The sequence below is a fragment of the Nostoc sp. C052 genome (assembly GCF_013393905.1).
GTDB lineage: Bacteria > Cyanobacteriota > Cyanobacteriia > Cyanobacteriales > Nostocaceae > Nostoc.
Genome location: NZ_CP040272.1, coordinates 3,743,153 through 3,760,252, shown reverse-complemented (window position 1 = coordinate 3,760,252; position 17,100 = coordinate 3,743,153). Strand labels below are relative to the sequence as shown.

Sequence of the window (17,100 nt, the reverse complement as noted above, 5' to 3'; positions counted from 1 at the left end):
ATTGCGTAACTTCAGGCACGTGCAGTAATCCAAATTCCTCTAAAGCAGCATACGCGAAGCCTTGTCTCAAATTCTTTGAGGAATGACAATATAGCCAGTAGTGCGATCGCCTAATACCAAATTACGTTCTTCTCCCCAATACCACCAATATGCAGCAATGTAAGCGCAAACTAGACTATCTAGTTTATCTTCGGTTGCTTTGAGGGCTGCGCCTGTGGTGGGGATTTCAAGAAGGAACGTAGACGCACCAGCGGCTTGCCGTAGGCTACCGCAGAGGCGCAGAGAACGCAGAGGAGGAGAAAGAGAGGGGAGGATATCGAGAAGGTAATTTTGGAGTTTGGTTAGTTCTAGACGACGTTCATTGAGGCGTCCTTTTTTGTATTTGAGGATGCGTTCTAAGTTGAATAGGTTAACGATCGCTGGGTGGGGGAAGACTTCTATTTGATATCTGCCGAGTTTTTGCGGTTCGATGGTGGGTGCGTGTAAATAGCCGCGTGATTCTAATTCTAAGCCAAAATTGATAGTGCGATCTGCAAAGGGTAGGTTTTGATTAGCTGGGTAGCATCCCGCATGATATTTACCAAAGTACTTGTGGCTGAGTTTGTCGGGGAGACGACTCCCAGTAGCGTTGGGTATGAGGGTAGGTGCATCTACGGCGATGATAGCTGGTTCGTCTGGTTTGACAGTGCGATCGATCCAGGTGAGGATATCTGCAATGGCATCTTTGCGGTCTAAATCGAGTACTTGCAGTTGTCCATCTATCCATTCTAAACAGCATAGTCCACTTGGTTGCGATCGCCAGCCTAAATCAATGCCAATAAATTTCATGGTCATAACACGAATTTGCGATTATTTTCGCATTTTCGGGCAACCATTTACCTAAATTTACTTGCTAAAAATCGTGATGAATAATCTTATAATCTTAGGCAGCTTGTCTTAATTTATTTTATCTGGCAATAAGTTAATCAAGATTATTCCAATGAAAATTTTATTTTTACATCCAAATTTTCCCTCGCAATTTCGCAACCTAGCGATAGTTTTAGGTAAAGATCCTAATTACCAGGTCGTCTTTGGGACAAATCGTCGTGAAGGTGAAATAGCTGGCGTTTATAAAGCTATTTATACTCCTTCTCGTGAAGCGGCTCCCCAAACCCACCACTACGTTCGTAATCTAGAAAATGCTGTTCTGACTGCTCAGGCTGTGTATCGTGTGGCAGAAAAATTAAAAGCTGAGGGTTTTGTTCCAGATATAGTTTATGGCCATTCTGGTTGGGGGCCGACTTTATTTATGAAAGATGTTTTCCCCAAAGCAGAATTATTGTGTTATTTTGAGTGGTTTTACCATGCTCACGGTTCGGATGCAGATTTTGATCCAAATGAACCACTGAATGCTGATGATGAATGCCGCATCCGCGTGAAAAATGCGCCGATTTTGACTGATTTATATAGCTGCGATCGCGGTCTTTCTCCTACGAATTGGCAGCGGCAGCAGTTTCCTAAAGAATATCATAGAAAACTCACTGTAATTCATGATGGTGTTGATACCCAATATTTTGTTCCCAAACCAGGCGCAAAGTTAGTTTTACCAAGAATAAATCTGGATCTTTCCCATGTGGAAGAGTTGGTAACTTATGTAGGACGGGGGATGGAACCTTATAGAGGTTTTCCGCAGTTTATGGAAACAGTGGCGCTACTTCAGCAGCGACGACCTAAGTGCCATGTAGTAGTTGTGGGAGAAGATCGGGTTGCTTATGGTAAAAATCTCCCCGATGGAAAGACTTATAAACAATTAATGCTAGAAAAATTATCTTTGGATTTATCGAGGCTGCACTTTACAGATAGGCTTCCTTACAATGAGTACCTTCAGGTTTTACAAGCTTCTTCTGCTCATGTTTATTTAACCCGTCCTTTTGTATTATCTTGGTCAATGTTAGAAGTCATGGCAGCAGGATGTTTACTAGTAGCTTCTAAAACTTCGCCAGTATTAGAAGTTGTACAGGATGGTGTGAATGGACTGCTAGTAGATTTCTTTTCTCCCGATAATATTGCTAATCGGGTTGAAGAGGCGCTGAATAATCCTCAAGAGATGAGTGCAATTCGTGCAAATGCGCGAGAAACAATTCTGAAGCGTTATGATTTAGCAAAACTGTTACCACAACATTTGCAATGGATGTTTGCTGGTAGAAATTCTGATAGTTTGAAAAAGCGCCCAAGTTCTAAAGGATTTGGTAGAAATTAAATAAATTCGTCATTAGTAATTACCCTCTTGTATAAATATTTTTGTGTCAAGTAAAGGCGCAAAGAAAAGCCTGAAAATAATGACTTTAGTAAGAAGCATATTAATTATTCATTGTTGGTAAATAACTAATGACTAATGACTAATAAATACAAAAGCGATATTTAAAATGCGAATTATTTTTACCATTGCCCATTTTTTCAAACCTAGCGGTGAAGGTCGTCATGCTTCCCAACGCAAAGATCCACAACCTCGTCTACAGGCTTTAACTACAAGCCTGACTACCTTACACCAATTATTTGGTAAATCTCAAAGTATCATCAATATCGCTCAACGACTAGCTTTCCCTGCTAATCAGCCACAGTCTCACGAAATCGATATTGTTATTTGTACAACTAAAGATAATCATCTTCTGAATCAGCTTCCCTTACCATCCCATTTATATAGGCATCATTCTAGTAATGCAGAACCTATGCTTTTAGGATTTGAATGTCAAGCTGTTCTGCAAAGTTGTCTTGGTCAATATGATTACTACTGTTTTCTTGAAGATGATTTAATTATTCATGACCCTTGGTTTTTTATAAAATTAAACTGGTTTACCCAACAAACGGGTGATTTAAATTTGCTCCAACCAAATCGTTATGAAGTGTCCTCCCACGCTTTGGTTCACAAAGCTTACATTGATGGAGATTTGGCTTTACGAGTCACTGCTCCTTTTCAAAATGTGCAACAGCAACAGGAACTCAATGGTGCAATTATGAATGCAGCAATTACCTTTCGTCGTGCCCTCAATCCTCACGCAGGTTGCTACTTTTTAAATGCAAATCAGATGGCTCAATGGGCTAATCAAGCCTATTTTCTCGATCGAGATGTTAGCTTTATTGGGCCTTTAGAAAGCGCTGCTACTTTAGGAATTATGAAGACGTTTCAGATTTACAAAACCTCACCAGAGCAAGCAAGCTTTTTGGAGATTCAGCACTTTGGAACTGGATTTCTGGGGCTAATTGGTGGACAAGTAGGTTTGGTAGAAAGGTAGATTTAATTTAAGAGTTTGACTATCTTTATAAATAGAAAGTTAAATATATCTTTACTTGCTATTTTATAGTTTTATATGAATAAAAAATAGGGTGAGCGTTGCAATGCCCACCCTACTAATAGCTACAAACTTATTTAAGCCTCTTGTTTTTTCTTGCGAAACTGTGGAAGTTGGCTGGCCATAAAACTCAAACCTGTTAAGAGTAAACCAATTGTTCCGGCTGATTCTGGTACAGACTTGAGATCGCCCTTGAGAGCTATTCCATCATTACCGCACTCCAAGAAGATATTACTAACATAATTACCATCGCCTATTAAAGCCTTATCAAAAGAAAAGCCAATTGTGTATTGCCCAGTAGCAGAAAAGTTACCAAAATTTAGTCCAGCAGCATTGAGTTGCTGATCGTTAAGCATGGAGATATTGCCAACTTTCGTACCCGATCCAATGGCATTGAGAATCGGTGTATTATTCCAAGTAGCATTCTGAGCGACATTAGAGCCGTAGTAATAGTTGTAAACGTCTTGTGTAGTTGCTAAGTCTGTGCCTTGAGTATTATTTTGACCCCAGCCCCAGTCGTAATACCACTTCAAGTTACTGTAGCCTCCATGTTGGGTAGTGATACTCTTTGCTTGGACTCCTTGGTAAACTCCTGTTGTCAAGCTACTGTCATAGTCGGCAAACCTCACACCAAATAGCTGACCACTTTGACTAGCTGTTTGAAAGTCTTGACCTGAGAAATTGAAGAATAAGTCGCTCCAACCAATATGGACTGAATGACCCGGATTCCAGTAGTCATCGGAATCAGTTGTGCCACCTAGAGGCATCCCGCCTGTAAGAGCAACATAGATTTTGTCACCTGAGTCTTTGACCGCCATACCTTTGATATCAAAAACCGAACCTCCAGAACCATCTTGGAAGGAATCAATACTATAGTTCCATCCATCGACAAGTTGTCCAGCACTTGCCTGTTGATTAGATAGACTCAGGAGGCTTACGCTGATGGCTGTAGTGGCAAGAAAAACTTTTAGAGTTTTCATATTTATGAGAATATCTCCGATTAGGCAATGATTTTTTATCTGTGAAAAGCCTAACCAAACTTATGTAAATTCTGTAGTATTCAAGATGATTTGTTTTAAAAAAATCTCGTAAATTATTTTGCTTATTTATCTCTAAAAACTCAGTATTGTACTTAGTTACTCAGATTGTAGTAATTTGGTTATTTCATCTCTGAGATAATTTAATATCTGGTTAATAACGTGAAAATATGTAAGGTTATGATATAAAAATATGTGTTTTTAATAAACCATTAATTATTTTATTGTTATATCCTTGATTTCAATTAGATTGGTATGTTTTATTAAATAGGGTCTTTTGGGTTTCTACGTAGAAGCAACTCTCGTCTGGAAGGTTAGGACGTAAAGAGAACGTAAGTTTGACAAGTTATGTAGCGTCCATCTAATTGTCCGTAAAAACAGACCACTAAGAAATTTTACTAAGCAAAACCTTCTCTCTCCGAGTTGGAGCTACGGTGTACACACAAGTCTTGAATCCCGCCTAAAACTTGGTTTCGTTGCCCTAGCCCTAAAAATTAGCGGGATAAATGGAGTTTCCAGTTACCCAAAATTTGGGTATTTATGAGGCTGGAAGTAGGCTGTTGACTTTGATGGAATTTCCCCATTTTTAGTTCATGCAACTTTTGTGTCATTGCGAGCGAAATGAAATGTAGCAAAGCAATCCCCAGCGATTGCTTCGCTCCGCTCTCTACGAGACGCACTCGCTTTCGCAATGACTACACATATTTTGCATGAATTTTTACCCTCTAAAAAGGCATAGAGTCAACACACTAGGCTGGAAGGGTTGAAACCCTTGCGGACTATACTTGTGTGTACACTGTAGCTGAGTTGGAGAGGGAAAGACTTGAACTTTAGTTTAAATGTGGTTTTTGGAGGGCGATCGCTGCCAACTGCTCGGCTAGGGTGTATCTGCCACCATTAAGAAATATTTCGCCAATGGTATCATATCTCGGCATCAATCCCATATTGTATCTTCAAAAATATTCTTGAATGTATGTTAATATTCCTTACATTTTAGTGTTAAAAAACTAAAAAAATTTAATCCTTTATACTAAATGTATCGTTATTTCAATGCCTGTTAGGAGTATAGACTATGACTGCTAGTACCCTGCTGCAAGAAATAGAAAAGTATATCCCGATTGTGGGAGATATAAATATCAAGAGTCCATTAGCATACCAAGCAACTCGTGGGGCGGTTGAGGTAGTCAACACAGTTCAAATGGCAGTGGCAGAGGCTTATATCAACGGATTAGAAGTTCCTGATTTCGTCTTAGAATCGCTTTTTGATACCTGTATGCCAATTTTCTTTCAGTATTTCCCATCTCTCCTGGCACCGTATGAATGGGTATTAAAAGAAACTGATCATCTGGCCGAAGGATCGCGGGAACTAATGAAAATTCAGTACGACTTGCCTCAAGCCATGCTGAATACTATGTTAGGGGACGGGAAACTCATTTATCCTAAGTACAGTATGGGATTGTGGGAAAAAGGAGCATTAAACCTTGAGCAATCGCAGATGCAGATGATTGATGATGTGATTGAAAAGTTAGACATCAAAGATGGAGACAATATCTTAGACTTTGGGTGCGGGTGGGGATGTGTTCCTAATTACATTCTTTCTAAGTTCCCCAATGTCAAGTTTACGGGTCTTAATTTGAGCCACGAGCAATGTGAATATATTCGCCACAAAATGCAAGATCCTGAGAGTTATCTCAGTTCCGATCGGTTTACACTATATGAAGGTGATTTAAATAATGCAAATTTCGAGACAAAGTTTGATAAAATCCTCTCGATTGGTGTTTTTTGTCATGTTGGTAACTTAACGGGAGCCTTTAAAAAATTAGCTTCGTTTCTTAAGGATGATGGCAAAGTTCTTATTCACATCATCACAGTCCGCATCCCTAACAATATGTCCAGCGTTTACACCCACAAATATATTTTTCCACACGGTCGTTACTGGAATTACGATGCAGTTCCCAGCCATAAACAAGACCTCAAAACAATTAAACAATGGTATTTGAATGGCTTTAATTACTCTAAAACACTCACTCATTGGTTACGAAATTTTGACGAAAATCAGGCAACAATAAAAACATTAAACTATAGCATGGACTATGCTAAGTTTCGCCGGATATGGAGGTTTTATTTGATATGGTTTATTCGCAATTTTGCTTGCTGTGATGGAGAATATAATGGTAATGGTCAATTTTTAATGGTTCATGCTTAACCGAACAAAGCTAGAGTTTCCCTTGCTAGGGGTTGAATGGCATAGTATGAAGAGTGCTGAGTCAAAAGACCGCCTGTATCTTGCCTAGAGCGGTGATATTGGTGCTTTATGATCATTTGTTGCACCAGATAGAATCAAGGTGAGTTTCAATACGGTTCGGTTAAGGTTTTTTGATGAAAATTCTAGATCACAAAGACGGAATAAATCATCACAAAGACGCGATAAATCGCCGTCTCTACAATAATCAGTCTTTCGTCTTGACGGCGATTTATTGCGTCTCTTGCCTTAACCGAACGTGAATTCGATTGCTCATATAATCTCTACCCAATTTGCATCTCTACCCAATTTGCTCAATCAAAAAATCTCTAAGAAGGTTTTATTTTACTACGCAAAACCGTCCCTCTCCGAGTCGGAGAGAGACAGACTTGAACTTTAGTTCAAGGCAGGGAGAGGTTAGTCGAACTGACGTTAACCGAACAGTATTGAGGTGAGTGTAGGGTACTGGGCTGATAGCTCAAATGCTGCGAAGCGCTCCTACGCAAGACTAAGACGGCAAGGAACAGACTTTTTTCCTAACCAATCTGTGAACCAGAATATTCAAACGGATATCTCTGCTTCAGCCTTGAACACTGAGTTCTGAAAGTTTTGGTTTCTGGCGCAAGCGAGAAGTTCTGTTTCAGAAGGCACTCTAATCTTTGACGCTAGCTTTAGGAACTCAAGCATTTTGATGAACCAAAATGTTGGGTCTGGAAGATAGGCAACCTGTCCCTCTCGCACGGTGATGCCATGTCGGGCTGAGGACTGGAATGCATGATGAAGATTATGCCAGCCTTCACCCAAGGTCAGAAACGCAACGAGCCAGTGGTTCCGACTGTAGTCGTTGGTTGTGAACGGTTGGTCGCCCATTATGTGGCTGAGTGAGTTGACAGTGGCGACACCATGAAAGAGGATAGTCGTGCTGAGGAAAAAAGCGCCGAGATATTCAGCTCCACCGATGTAGTATGAGATAGCACCTAAAGCAACGGTGGGAATGAAGTGCAAACGATCAACAATCTTCAAAACCAGATTACTCTCAACATCGCTGGGAAGCTTCGAGGGAAAAAACTGCGGGGAGAATAGCCATCCAGCTTGAGACCACCAGAATCCTTTGATCCCCTTGAAAGGCGTATATGGAGAATGAGGATCTTTTTCCTGGTCTGAAGATTGATGATGGGCTATATGGTGAGCTTTCCACCAACTTGGCCCCATCTGCCCGGCGGAAGCAGCCACGATGCTTCCAACCCATAGAACTGAGGTTGGAGCCTGGTAGCTCTTGTGGGTGAGTAGTCTATGGTAGATGCCAGTAGTTGCAAGCATTCGTATTACATACAATAACATGGCCCACAAGGCAGCACCCCATGAGAAGCCAGTAACAATAATCAGTAGCGATCCTAAATGACTCACCACGATCAAAGTAGGGCCTACTATGTAAGAAATAATCGTGAGATTAGAGTATTGCTTCATTGGTGTTTTAACGTCCTTAAGCTTCAAAATAAAAATGCACCACATCCTCGCCGCAGTCTAGCTTGCGGACAGCAGAATACCCAGTGTTGGCAGCGTTAACAACACAAGGATATCTTGGCACAATTTTTTATTTACAGCAGACTACAGTAAGGCATTATGATGCCCACCCTACAAGCTGTTGTTACCACACTAAGTTGTCGTTTTCCTTCGTGAAGAGTTTCTATAGCAATCCGAGTTTAGTTAATATCTCTCATTCTATAACGGCGAGTTGACCTGGAAAATGTCAAAATTAAATGAGTTTTGCGTAGGCGCAAGGGACTTGTCGCCAGACATCGCCACTTGACATAGCGCGGATTTGAGATAACTAACTTGAAATTTATGGGCAAGCAACGTGTTCTTTCTGGAGTTCAACCAACCGGCAATTACCATCTAGGTAACTATTTGGGAGCCATTCGCAACTGGGTAGAAGGTCAGAGCGAATACGAAAATTACCTTTTTGTGGCTGATTTGCACGCGATTACAGTGCCACACGACCCAAAACAGTTAGCGGCTGATACCTACACTCTTGCTGCTCTCTATCTAGCTTGTGGTCTTGATTTAAATCACTCCACTATCTTTGTACAATCTCACGTTTCGGCCCACAGTGAACTCACCTGGTTGCTCAATTGCATTACACCTCTGAACTGGCTGCAAGACATGATTCAGTTTAAGGAAAAGGCCGTTAAGCAGGGAGAAAATGTGAGTGCAGGCTTATTGGATTACCCTGTGCTGATGGCAGCTGATATTTTGCTTTACCAAGCTGATAAAGTGCCAGTGGGTGAAGACCAAAAGCAACATTTGGAATTGACACGGGATATTGCAGCTCGGTTAAATCACCAATTTGGTAAACCAGATCAACCAGTTTTGAAGTTACCAGATCCTTTGATTCGCAAGGAAGGGGCAAGGGTGATGAGTTTGGCGGATGGTACACGCAAAATGTCGAAGTCCGATCCTTCCGATTTAAGCCGGATTAGTTTGCTAGATTCACCGGAACAGATTCAATACAAGATTAAACGTTGTAAAACCGATCCGATTCGTGGGCTGACTTTTGACGATCCAGGGCGTCCAGAGTGTAATAATTTGTTAACGCTGTATACATTGCTTTCTGGGCAGAGAAAGGAAGATGTAGCAGTTGAGTGTCAGGATATGGGCTGGGGACAATTCAAGCCATTATTGACAGATACAATTATCGAATCTCTGAAACCAATCCAAGAAAAATATCAGGCGATAACGGGCGATAAAAGTTATTTGGAGTCTGTGTTGCGGGATGGAGGGGAAAAAGCGAGAGCGATCGCAAATCAAACTTTATCACAAGTCAAAGCTGCTTTAGGCTATTCTCTGCCTCTATAAGTTTTCACCTTGAGGTGTGATTTGCTATACCATTTAAGAAATTGAGATTCTTAATTTTATGCATCACACCCATAGCCCCACGGCTTTTTGCAGAGCTGTACATGCAGGTGAGTTTCTAGTTACTGCTGAGGTAGCACCGCCGAAAGGGGGAGATCCAACGCACATGATTCAAATGGCGGCGACTCTTAAGGGGAGGGTTCATGCCGTCAATGTTACTGATGGTAGCCGCGCTGTGTTACGGATGTCTTCGTTAATCGCGTCGGTGATTTTATCACAAAACGGCATAGAGCCGATTTGTCAAATTGCTTGCCGCGATCGCAACCGCATTAGTTTACAAGCTGATTTGATGGGCGCTCATGCTTTGGGTATTCGTAATATTCTAGCTTTGACTGGCGACACAGTAAAAGCAGGCGATCATCCAGATGCTAAAGCAGTGTTTGACTTAGAAGCTGTGCGACTGCTGCAACTGATTCGGAAAATGAATCAAGGTGTTGATTTTAATGAGAAACCTTTAACTGATGGAGCGTTAGATTTATTTGTTGGTGCAGCAGTAGATCCGCAATGTAAAAGTTGGTCGGGTTTACAAAGTCGATTTGAACGCAAAATCGAAGCCGGAGCGCAGTTTTTTCAAAGTCAGTTGATTACCGATTTTGATCTGCTAGAAAAATTTATGAATACGATTGCCTCTGGCTATAAAAAACCGATTTTGGCAGGAATTTTTCTTTTGAAATCGGCAAAAAATGCCCAATTTATTAATAGATGTGTTCCGGGTGTAAATATTCCCCAACATATTATTGATAGATTGGCAAAAGCCAAAGACCCTTTTGAAGAAGGGATCAAAATTGCCGCCGAGCAAGTGCAAATAGCACGGCAATTGTGTCAAGGAGTTCACATGATGGCGGTGAAACGAGAAGATGCGATCGCGCCAATTTTAGATTTGGCTGGGGTTGCTCCAGTTAATCAGTTGGTATCCAAGTAAATAAGATATAAATCTTTTATGAAAGCAGATGGAGCCATCTGCTTTTTTTAATCCTGAATCAGACGCTATACACGATTTCAGTCAATTTTTGGCATGCTGTGGTTATCTATCCCCAAAGGAGTTTAGATCCAAGCGATCGCCTACCGTATGAGTTGCTTCTAGACAGTTCACAAGTGCAACGCATTTATCTAGATGAATTGGATACGAGAGAGGACTCACTGCAAGTTGCGATCGTTAAATTAATTATCGAAAGGGAAGAGACAGCCATTGACAAAGGTAGAGAATTAATTTTACAAGCAAGGCAACAACTGACAGATGAAACAACCACCAAGCAAATTGTAGAATTAATAGAGACTATTCTCTTGTACAAATTTACCCGGTTAAGCCGAGAGGAGTTAGCAGAAATGTTGGGTATAGATGACGAATTCAAAAACACAAGGATGTATCAATCAATCCTAAAAGATGGCTTAGAAGAAGGTCGCCAAGAAGGTCGCCAGGAAGCTAAGTTAGAGGCTGTTCCTCGGTTGTTGGCATTAGGGTTGAGTGTGGAACAAGTGGCGGTGGCTCTCGATTTGACAGTGGCGCAAGTACAGCAAGCAGTCCAAAATCAGTCTCGCTGATAGTGAGCGCTGCTTGCGTGTAATGTAATTAGCAAGTGCGTAAGTATGTGTAACTAACGCACTTCAAAACCGAGGTTACATCTTACCGTGTTGTAGCACTTGTTGTAGATGTTGGCGAATCTCTTGTGCGTGTTCAATATCAGATTGCCGCAATTTTTGGAACAACTCTACACAAGGTTGAGAACCTACTTTTTCTGCATCTTTGATGTAGGTATCGTAAGCTTTAACGGCTTCTGCCTTGTTATGCAAAACGGTGATAAAATCATACTCCAAGTCGCTAATCGCTGCTTGGGACTGTCCGTTACTTGTATTTGTAACCATTGTTTGAACCTCTTTTAGAATTTCTAATTTAATTAACCTTATACTCACCCTTAAAAAGCGATTCATCTTCCAAAAAGAGTATATTTCAATACGTCGGAAGTACCTTGCAAAAGATAAGTTATACCATTTTAGATTTTAGATTCATTCAAGTTCCTGATACAGCGTCAAGCAAAGCAATGGGGGGAGACGCGATTAGTCGCATCTCCCCCCACTCCCCATTCTCATAACAATTTATCCAAGCGGTTGGTTTTCATCGCATTGACGTGAATATTGTAATTCCAATTCATTTTGCCGTTCTCTACCTCCTCTATAGACAACCGGACAAAACTTAGTGTTCGCGCTCATACAATCCATGTGTGGCGTTTTCGCACACACCACGAGTAGTCCACCTAAAACGAACAACAAACCACAAATTGCAAGCGTATTAACCCAATAAATTTCCAGCGCTCCGTGAACTACTACCTCTCGCAGTAGAGATACAATTGTTACCTCAACTGCAACTCCTACAGAGATACTATGTTCTTGCAAATAGACCATTAATAGTCGAAATAACTCGACTAAAATCAACACAAATAGTATTTTTGCAGTCACATGTTTATAGTCTAGTGGCTGCGTGAGGGCGATAGCTATCCCCCACAATTGGATTAGCATGACAGCGAACAAACCCAAACACAAAACAATCACAATTAAGTCTTGAAAGGCTTCCATGTTGCGAACAATTGATTGCCGATCAAGCCAGCGATCGCTAAATAAAAATCGACTTTTCTGGCGCTTTTGCATGTACGTTTTTTCCAATCTGGACTAGTTCAGACAACACCAGCGAGTCAACCCAATAGTTTTATGTTATGCAATATTAAGTTTTTGCGCCTCAGCGAGGTTGGTAATTTAAATTTTGTACTTGTTGCAACAATTTCTCGGCATTTTTCGCCCACTGAGGATTCTTCTGAGTATTGTATAAATCTCTAGCAAATTGCAATACTTGTACTGCATCGCTATATTGCTTTAACTGCATAAAAACTAACCCTGCACCATAATAAGCATTAGGATAATTAGAGTTAGCTTCGGCTGATTTTCTAAAAGCTTCTAATGCCTCTTGTAATTTACTTTGTTGAAATAAAATTGAACCAAGGTTGTAGTAAGCTTCGGGATACTTTGGGTTAATTTTTACTGCCTGATTAAAGGCACTTCTTGCTTGATCGAGTTTACCTTGTTGGAGATAACACATCCCTATATGGTAAGGAGGTTCTGGTGCATTTTTGCTATATTCTATGGCTTTTTTAAAAGATGCGATCGCTCGTTTACAATCTCCTTCCTGCTCTCGTACCAACCCCAAGTTATAATGGGCGAATCCGAGTTTGGGATCAATTTCTAGCGCTCGTTGTAAATAATCGCTAGCTAACTGTAAATTATTGCCTTCTAACAACGCACCGCCTAAATTAGCAAAAGCTGGAGCAAATTTCGGATCAGCTTGTGTCGCTCGATAAAAGGCATCGGCAGCGGGTTGTAATTGTCCCGTTTGTCTGTATGCTAGCCCTAAGTTATAGTACGCTGGTGATAATGTCGAATCTAATTTAGCTGCTTGTTTAAAGGCAGCGATCGCATCTTGTACCTTTCCCGCCTGAATTGCTTGTAAGCCTTGATTTAACCAATCTATAGCAGTTTTAGTATTCGATTGCGCCAGCTTTGAGGCGATAGGAGGAGATAAAGCGAGAGAAGGGGAGGAAATACTCACAACCAGCAACATTAAACATATTAACCCTGCTATGCGATATTTAAAGAATGATAATCTCATTGATTTTTTGACTCACAACACTTCCAGTTAAATTTACTTCATAAAAAGTTTTTTACAAAAGTTTTTGATTCTCTATAAAAATTTGTGATATTTAACCTTTCTTAAGCTAAATCTTACGACAGACTACAATTTTTTTAACTTTCGATTAAAAGGAGCATAATAACAAATTAAAGAAGGGGTAAGTTTGACTCCAGAGAACCATTTTTTATCCCTTGATATCTACGGAATAATGCGGTTATAAAAGACTTACCGCAAGGGAGGTTTTATGAACGAAAAAGTAAAATCGGGTTCGCGGAATGTTGCAATTGTCGGGCCTTATTTAAGTGGAAAAACCACTTTACTAGAAAGCTTGTTATTTGTCACAGGGGCAATTTCTCGCAAAGGCAATATTAAGGACAGCAATACAGTGGGAGATAGTGCAGCCGAGTCTCGCGATCGCCAGATGAGTGTAGAAGTCAGCGCCGCTAGCACTGAGTATAACGGCATTCGCTTCACCTTTATTGATTGTCCCGGAAGTGTAGAATTTGCTCAAGAAACATACAATGCTTTAATCGGAGTCGATGCAGCAATTGTAGTTTGCGAACCCATCCGCGAACGAGTCCTCACCCTTGCCCCTCTATTTAAATTCCTGGACGATTGGGAAATTCCCCACCTCGTCTTCGTCAACAAAATGGATCGGGCAAATATTCACGTTCTAGAAACGTTACACGCCCTGAAAGCAGTATCTAGCCGTCCCCTGGTAGCGCATCAATATCCCATCATGAACGGGGAACAACTCACCGGCTTTATCGATATGGTGAGCGAACAGGCATATCAATATCATCCAGGCGCACCTGCTGACCCTATTCCTTTCCCAGAACATTTAAAAGAAGAAGAACATGCAGCACGGGCAGAAATGCTCGAAGCTTTAGCAAATTTTGACGACCATTTACTCGAAGAACTTTTAGAAGACATCGAACCATCCCAAGAAGAAATCATCAAAGATTTAAAAATGGAATTAGGGGCAGATTTAGTAGTGCCCGTTTTCTTTGGTGTCGCAGAACAAGATTATGGTGTTAGACCTCTATTAGAAGGCTTGTTACGGGAAGCCCCCGAACCAGAAACCACAGCAGAACGCCGTTTAAAAAACATCAAAGGTGATAAACCTCTAGCACAGGTATTAAAAACTTTCTACACTCCCCAAGGTGGCAAACTTTCTCTGGTACGTGTTTGGCGGGGAAAATTAACTGATGGCATTGTCCTCAATGGCATTCGTACTGGTGGAATTTACCGCCTTATGGGACAACAACAGCAGTTCGTTAATGAAGTTGGCCCTGGTGAAATTGTCGCATTGAGCCGTTTAGAAGGAATTAAGACAGGGGATACAATCTCCACAGAACAGCAATCAGTGATGGAATTACCCAAAGCTGTACAGTTGGAACCTGTGTATGCCCTCGCCATTACCCCAGAAAAGCGCAACGATGAAGTTAAACTCAGCAGCGCTATTACCAAGTTGTTAGAAGAAGACTCTTCACTTGCTTGGGAACAACACGGCGATACTCACGAAGTAATCCTGTGGGGTCAAGGTGAGATTCATTTGCAAGTCACTCTAGACAGACTGCGCCGCAAATATAACTTGCCAATGACAACCCACTTACCGCAAGTGCCTTACAAAGAAACCATCCGTAAAACGGTGGCTTCAGTTCATGGACGCTACAAACATCAAAGCGGTGGTCACGGACAGTTTGGTGATGTTTTTCTCGAAATCAAGCCTTTACCACGTGGTACAGGTTTTAATTTTAATGAAACCATTGTCGGGGGCGTGGTTCCTAAACAGTACATTCCTGGCGTGGAAATGGGCGTGCGGGAATTTCTCACACATGGGCCTTTGGGCTTTCCAATAGTGGATTTGGCGGTAACTCTGACTAATGGTTCGTATCACAACGTTGATAGTTCCGAACAAGCCTTTAAACAAGCTGCCCGATTGGCAATGCAAACGGGGATACCGCAAGCAGAACCTACTTTGTTAGAACCAATTCTGCGCGTGGAAGTGACAACACCGAGTGAATTTACCTCGAAAGTGTTGCAACTATTGAGTGGTAGACGGGGGCAAATTTTAGGCTATGAGGGGAGAAATGATTGGCAAGGCTGGGATAATGTCTCTGCATACTTGCCACAAGCAGAGATGCAGAATTTTATTGTAGAGCTGCGATCGCTCACCTTGGGCGTTGGTTCCTTCCACTGGGAATATGACCATCTCCAAGAAGTGCCGGAAAAGCTTGCCGAACGTGTCATTCATAGTAATAGCAATGGTGGTAACGGCAACGGCAAGTAATTTTGAATTAGTTGCAGAGTAGCGTAGGCAATGCCTGTCATAGGCATTGCTCCAAGGCTTGAGATTCCTGACTTTTCTCAGAATTCAGGAATCTTTTTTAATCTGTAAAAGGATTCGTAAACCGCTAACTTGTCTGAAATGATATGAGTTTTATAAAAGTGTTTGGGAATTATGTGATTAAGTATATTCGTCCTAAGCACACACAAAAAACTTATGGGCTTTATAGTCTCTCTTGTAACTAGCTTAATTGCAATTCTCGTCTATCTCTATACAGGTAGGATATCTGATGAAAGGTCACGTTTAGCAATACGCACAATTATGATATTGATTGGCAGTATTGCAGTACTGAATTCTTTTTCTAGGCTTTTGGTGATTGTCCCACCTGGTAATGTCGGTGTCGTCAATTTCTTTGGTGAGGTTTCCGAAATTACTCTTAATCCTGGTGTCCACTTGCTTAACCCCTTTAGCAAGGTGCTGAATTTTTCTACTCGCCTTAAGGATGTAAAGGAAAATGTAGATGCAACATCCCAAGAAGGTTTGAGCCTAAATCTTGATGTCAGTCTTCAGTACAAGCTCGATCCGCAAAAGGCAGCTACAGTATATAAAACAATTGGAACTGATGAAACACAACTGGTGATTTCCAGATTCCGCTCTACTGTCCGCGCCATCACGGCAAATTACCCAGCCAGTGCTATTTACTCTACCAAACGCCAAGAAATCGCCCAAAAAATTGATCAACAACTTACCCAGGAGATACCAGTTTTGGGTTTCATCGTTGAAGAAGCTCTTTTACGAAACGTCAAAATGCCTGATACTCTACAAGCTGCAATTCAAAACAAACTCAAGACAGAGCAAGAAAATCAGCAGATGAAATTTGTTTTAGAGAAAGAGCGTCAAGAGGCAGAAAGAAAGCTTATTGAAGCGCGAGGTATAGCTGATTCGCAAAAAATTATCTCTGGTGGACTTACCAATCAAGTGCTACAATTACGAGCGATCGAAGCCACAGAAAAGCTAGCTCAATCTAATAATTCTAAGCTTGTAATTATTGGTTCTGAAAAAGGCGCAGTGCCTATTTTGATCCAGCCAGAAACAGGAGCCTCAAAGCCCTAAAATTTTCTAATCAGGTCAATGGCTTGACGAATAATCTTTGCTTCATTTACTTACACCCGCTTGTTGAGTGATCGCCTTTAGTAGATGCTCTTGACGTGGTTCAATATAAATCTGCTTACGAATTTTGCTCGACACGATTTAGGTTGTACATAATGTATACATTATTTGTGATGTGAGTAGAGATGCGATCGCTCACCTTGGGCGTTGGTTCCTTCCACTGGGAATATGACCATCTCCAGGAAGTGCCAGAAAAACTCGCTGAACGTGTCATTCACAGCAATGGCAATGGTAATAACGGCAACGGCAAGTAATTTTGGATTTTGACTTAATTTTAGAGCAGCGTAGGTATCGCTCTAAGGCTCAGATTCCCGACTTCTTTGACAAGTTGGGAATCTTTTTTAATCTGTAAAGTGATTTGTAAACGAGAATATCTGACTTGATAAATTAATTTTGGGTACAAACCCCACTCATAGCGCAACGTCTCCAAGAGTTGCGACGTA

At 41.2% G+C, this 17,100-nt stretch carries 15 protein-coding genes; 9 read left to right on the top strand and 6 right to left on the bottom strand.

Annotated features, from left to right (window positions below; genetic code table 11):
- Positions 1–66: 66 nt before the first annotated feature.
- Positions 67–828, bottom strand: a complete 762-nt coding sequence (locus tag FD723_RS15355; RefSeq protein ID WP_179069161.1) for a DUF429 domain-containing protein — start codon at positions 826–828, stop codon at positions 67–69.
- A gap of 151 nt (positions 829–979) precedes the next feature.
- Here FD723_RS15355 and FD723_RS15350 point away from each other — a divergent pair, with 151 nt between their 5' ends.
- Positions 980–2,239, top strand: a complete 1,260-nt coding sequence (locus FD723_RS15350) for a glycosyltransferase family 4 protein (RefSeq protein ID WP_179066082.1) — start codon at positions 980–982, stop codon at positions 2,237–2,239.
- A gap of 166 nt (positions 2,240–2,405) precedes the next feature.
- Positions 2,406–3,272, top strand: a complete 867-nt coding sequence (locus FD723_RS15345) for a calcium-binding protein (RefSeq protein ID WP_179066081.1) — start codon at positions 2,406–2,408, stop codon at positions 3,270–3,272.
- Positions 3,273–3,406: 134 nt separating this feature from the next.
- Here the strand turns inward: FD723_RS15345 and FD723_RS15340 are convergent, their stop codons facing one another.
- A complete protein-coding gene (locus tag FD723_RS15340; RefSeq protein ID WP_179066080.1) occupies positions 3,407–4,309 on the bottom strand; it encodes an XDD3 family exosortase-dependent surface protein in 903 nt (300 codons plus the stop codon).
- Positions 4,310–5,438: 1,129 nt separating this feature from the next.
- On the opposite strand from FD723_RS15340, the gene FD723_RS15335 reads away from it, so the two are divergent.
- Complete coding sequence (locus FD723_RS15335) at positions 5,439–6,572, top strand: cyclopropane-fatty-acyl-phospholipid synthase family protein (protein ID WP_179066079.1); 1,134 nt, start codon at positions 5,439–5,441, stop codon at positions 6,570–6,572.
- Positions 6,573–7,169: 597 nt separating this feature from the next.
- On the opposite strand, the gene FD723_RS15330 is transcribed toward FD723_RS15335, so the two are convergent.
- Positions 7,170–8,075 carry an acyl-CoA desaturase gene (locus FD723_RS15330; RefSeq protein ID WP_179066078.1) on the bottom strand — a complete coding sequence of 302 codons (906 nt, stop codon included), beginning with the start codon at positions 8,073–8,075 and terminating at the stop codon, positions 7,170–7,172.
- Between the two features lie 378 nt (positions 8,076–8,453).
- On the opposite strand from FD723_RS15330, the gene trpS reads away from it, so the two are divergent.
- The 3 genes from trpS to FD723_RS15315 all read left to right on the top strand — a co-directional run bounded on the left by trpS (position 8,454) and on the right by FD723_RS15315 (position 11,063).
- Positions 8,454–9,464, top strand: a complete 1,011-nt coding sequence (trpS, locus tag FD723_RS15325; protein WP_179066077.1) for a tryptophan--tRNA ligase — start codon at positions 8,454–8,456, stop codon at positions 9,462–9,464.
- Between the two features lie 58 nt (positions 9,465–9,522).
- Positions 9,523–10,443, top strand: a complete 921-nt coding sequence (locus FD723_RS15320) for a methylenetetrahydrofolate reductase (RefSeq protein WP_179066076.1) — start codon at positions 9,523–9,525, stop codon at positions 10,441–10,443.
- A gap of 98 nt (positions 10,444–10,541) precedes the next feature.
- Positions 10,542–11,063 (top strand): Rpn family recombination-promoting nuclease/putative transposase, encoded by a 522-nt coding sequence (locus tag FD723_RS15315; RefSeq protein WP_256875191.1) that lies wholly within the window; start codon positions 10,542–10,544, stop codon positions 11,061–11,063.
- Positions 11,064–11,138: 75 nt separating this feature from the next.
- Here FD723_RS15315 and FD723_RS15310 read toward each other — a convergent pair whose 3' ends face one another.
- From FD723_RS15310 to FD723_RS15300, 3 genes are all read right to left on the bottom strand, one after another.
- Entirely contained in the window at positions 11,139–11,384 is a 246-nt protein-coding gene (locus tag FD723_RS15310; RefSeq protein WP_179066075.1) for a hypothetical protein, read from the bottom strand.
- A gap of 231 nt (positions 11,385–11,615) precedes the next feature.
- The gene (locus FD723_RS15305; protein ID WP_179066074.1) at positions 11,616–12,164 is read right to left on the bottom strand and encodes a phosphate-starvation-inducible PsiE family protein; all 549 of its coding nucleotides are present in this window, start codon (positions 12,162–12,164) and stop codon (positions 11,616–11,618) included.
- 88 nt (positions 12,165–12,252) lie between these two features.
- Entirely contained in the window at positions 12,253–13,176 is a 924-nt protein-coding gene (locus tag FD723_RS15300; RefSeq protein WP_179066073.1) for a lipopolysaccharide assembly protein LapB, read from the bottom strand.
- Between the two features lie 265 nt (positions 13,177–13,441).
- On the opposite strand from FD723_RS15300, the gene FD723_RS15295 reads away from it, so the two are divergent.
- The 3 genes from FD723_RS15295 (at position 13,442) to FD723_RS42815 (ending at position 16,911) form a co-directional block, all read left to right on the top strand.
- The gene (locus FD723_RS15295; RefSeq protein WP_179066072.1) at positions 13,442–15,490 is read left to right on the top strand and encodes an elongation factor G; all 2,049 of its coding nucleotides are present in this window, start codon (positions 13,442–13,444) and stop codon (positions 15,488–15,490) included.
- 213 nt (positions 15,491–15,703) lie between these two features.
- Positions 15,704–16,600, top strand: a complete 897-nt coding sequence (locus FD723_RS15290; RefSeq protein ID WP_179066071.1) for a prohibitin family protein — start codon at positions 15,704–15,706, stop codon at positions 16,598–16,600.
- Between the two features lie 182 nt (positions 16,601–16,782).
- A complete protein-coding gene (locus FD723_RS42815) occupies positions 16,783–16,911 on the top strand; it encodes a hypothetical protein (protein WP_256875190.1) in 129 nt (42 codons plus the stop codon).
- The last annotated feature ends 189 nt before the right edge of the window (positions 16,912–17,100 follow it).

Excerpts from the sequence above, each read along its gene's own strand:
- FD723_RS15330 (WP_179066078.1), bottom strand. The coding sequence starts at position 8,075 with ATGAAGCAATACTCTAATCTCACGATTATTTCTTACATAGTAGGCCCT.
- FD723_RS15345 (WP_179066081.1), top strand. The coding sequence starts at position 2,406 with ATGCGAATTATTTTTACCATTGCCCATTTTTTCAAACCTAGCGGTGAA.
- FD723_RS15295 (WP_179066072.1), top strand. The coding sequence starts at position 13,442 with ATGAACGAAAAAGTAAAATCGGGTTCGCGGAATGTTGCAATTGTCGGG.
- FD723_RS15310 (WP_179066075.1), bottom strand. The coding sequence starts at position 11,384 with ATGGTTACAAATACAAGTAACGGACAGTCCCAAGCAGCGATTAGCGAC.
- FD723_RS15335 (WP_179066079.1), top strand. The coding sequence starts at position 5,439 with ATGACTGCTAGTACCCTGCTGCAAGAAATAGAAAAGTATATCCCGATT.
- FD723_RS42815 (WP_256875190.1), top strand. The coding sequence starts at position 16,783 with ATGCGATCGCTCACCTTGGGCGTTGGTTCCTTCCACTGGGAATATGAC.
- FD723_RS15350 (WP_179066082.1), top strand. The coding sequence starts at position 980 with ATGAAAATTTTATTTTTACATCCAAATTTTCCCTCGCAATTTCGCAAC.
- FD723_RS15355 (WP_179069161.1), bottom strand. The coding sequence starts at position 828 with ATGAAATTTATTGGCATTGATTTAGGCTGGCGATCGCAACCAAGTGGA.
- FD723_RS15305 (WP_179066074.1), bottom strand. The coding sequence starts at position 12,164 with ATGCAAAAGCGCCAGAAAAGTCGATTTTTATTTAGCGATCGCTGGCTT.
- FD723_RS15290 (WP_179066071.1), top strand. The coding sequence starts at position 15,704 with ATGGGCTTTATAGTCTCTCTTGTAACTAGCTTAATTGCAATTCTCGTC.
- FD723_RS15300 (WP_179066073.1), bottom strand. The coding sequence starts at position 13,176 with ATGAGATTATCATTCTTTAAATATCGCATAGCAGGGTTAATATGTTTA.
- FD723_RS15320 (WP_179066076.1), top strand. The coding sequence starts at position 9,523 with ATGCATCACACCCATAGCCCCACGGCTTTTTGCAGAGCTGTACATGCA.
- FD723_RS15340 (WP_179066080.1), bottom strand. The coding sequence starts at position 4,309 with ATGAAAACTCTAAAAGTTTTTCTTGCCACTACAGCCATCAGCGTAAGC.
- trpS (WP_179066077.1), top strand. The coding sequence starts at position 8,454 with ATGGGCAAGCAACGTGTTCTTTCTGGAGTTCAACCAACCGGCAATTAC.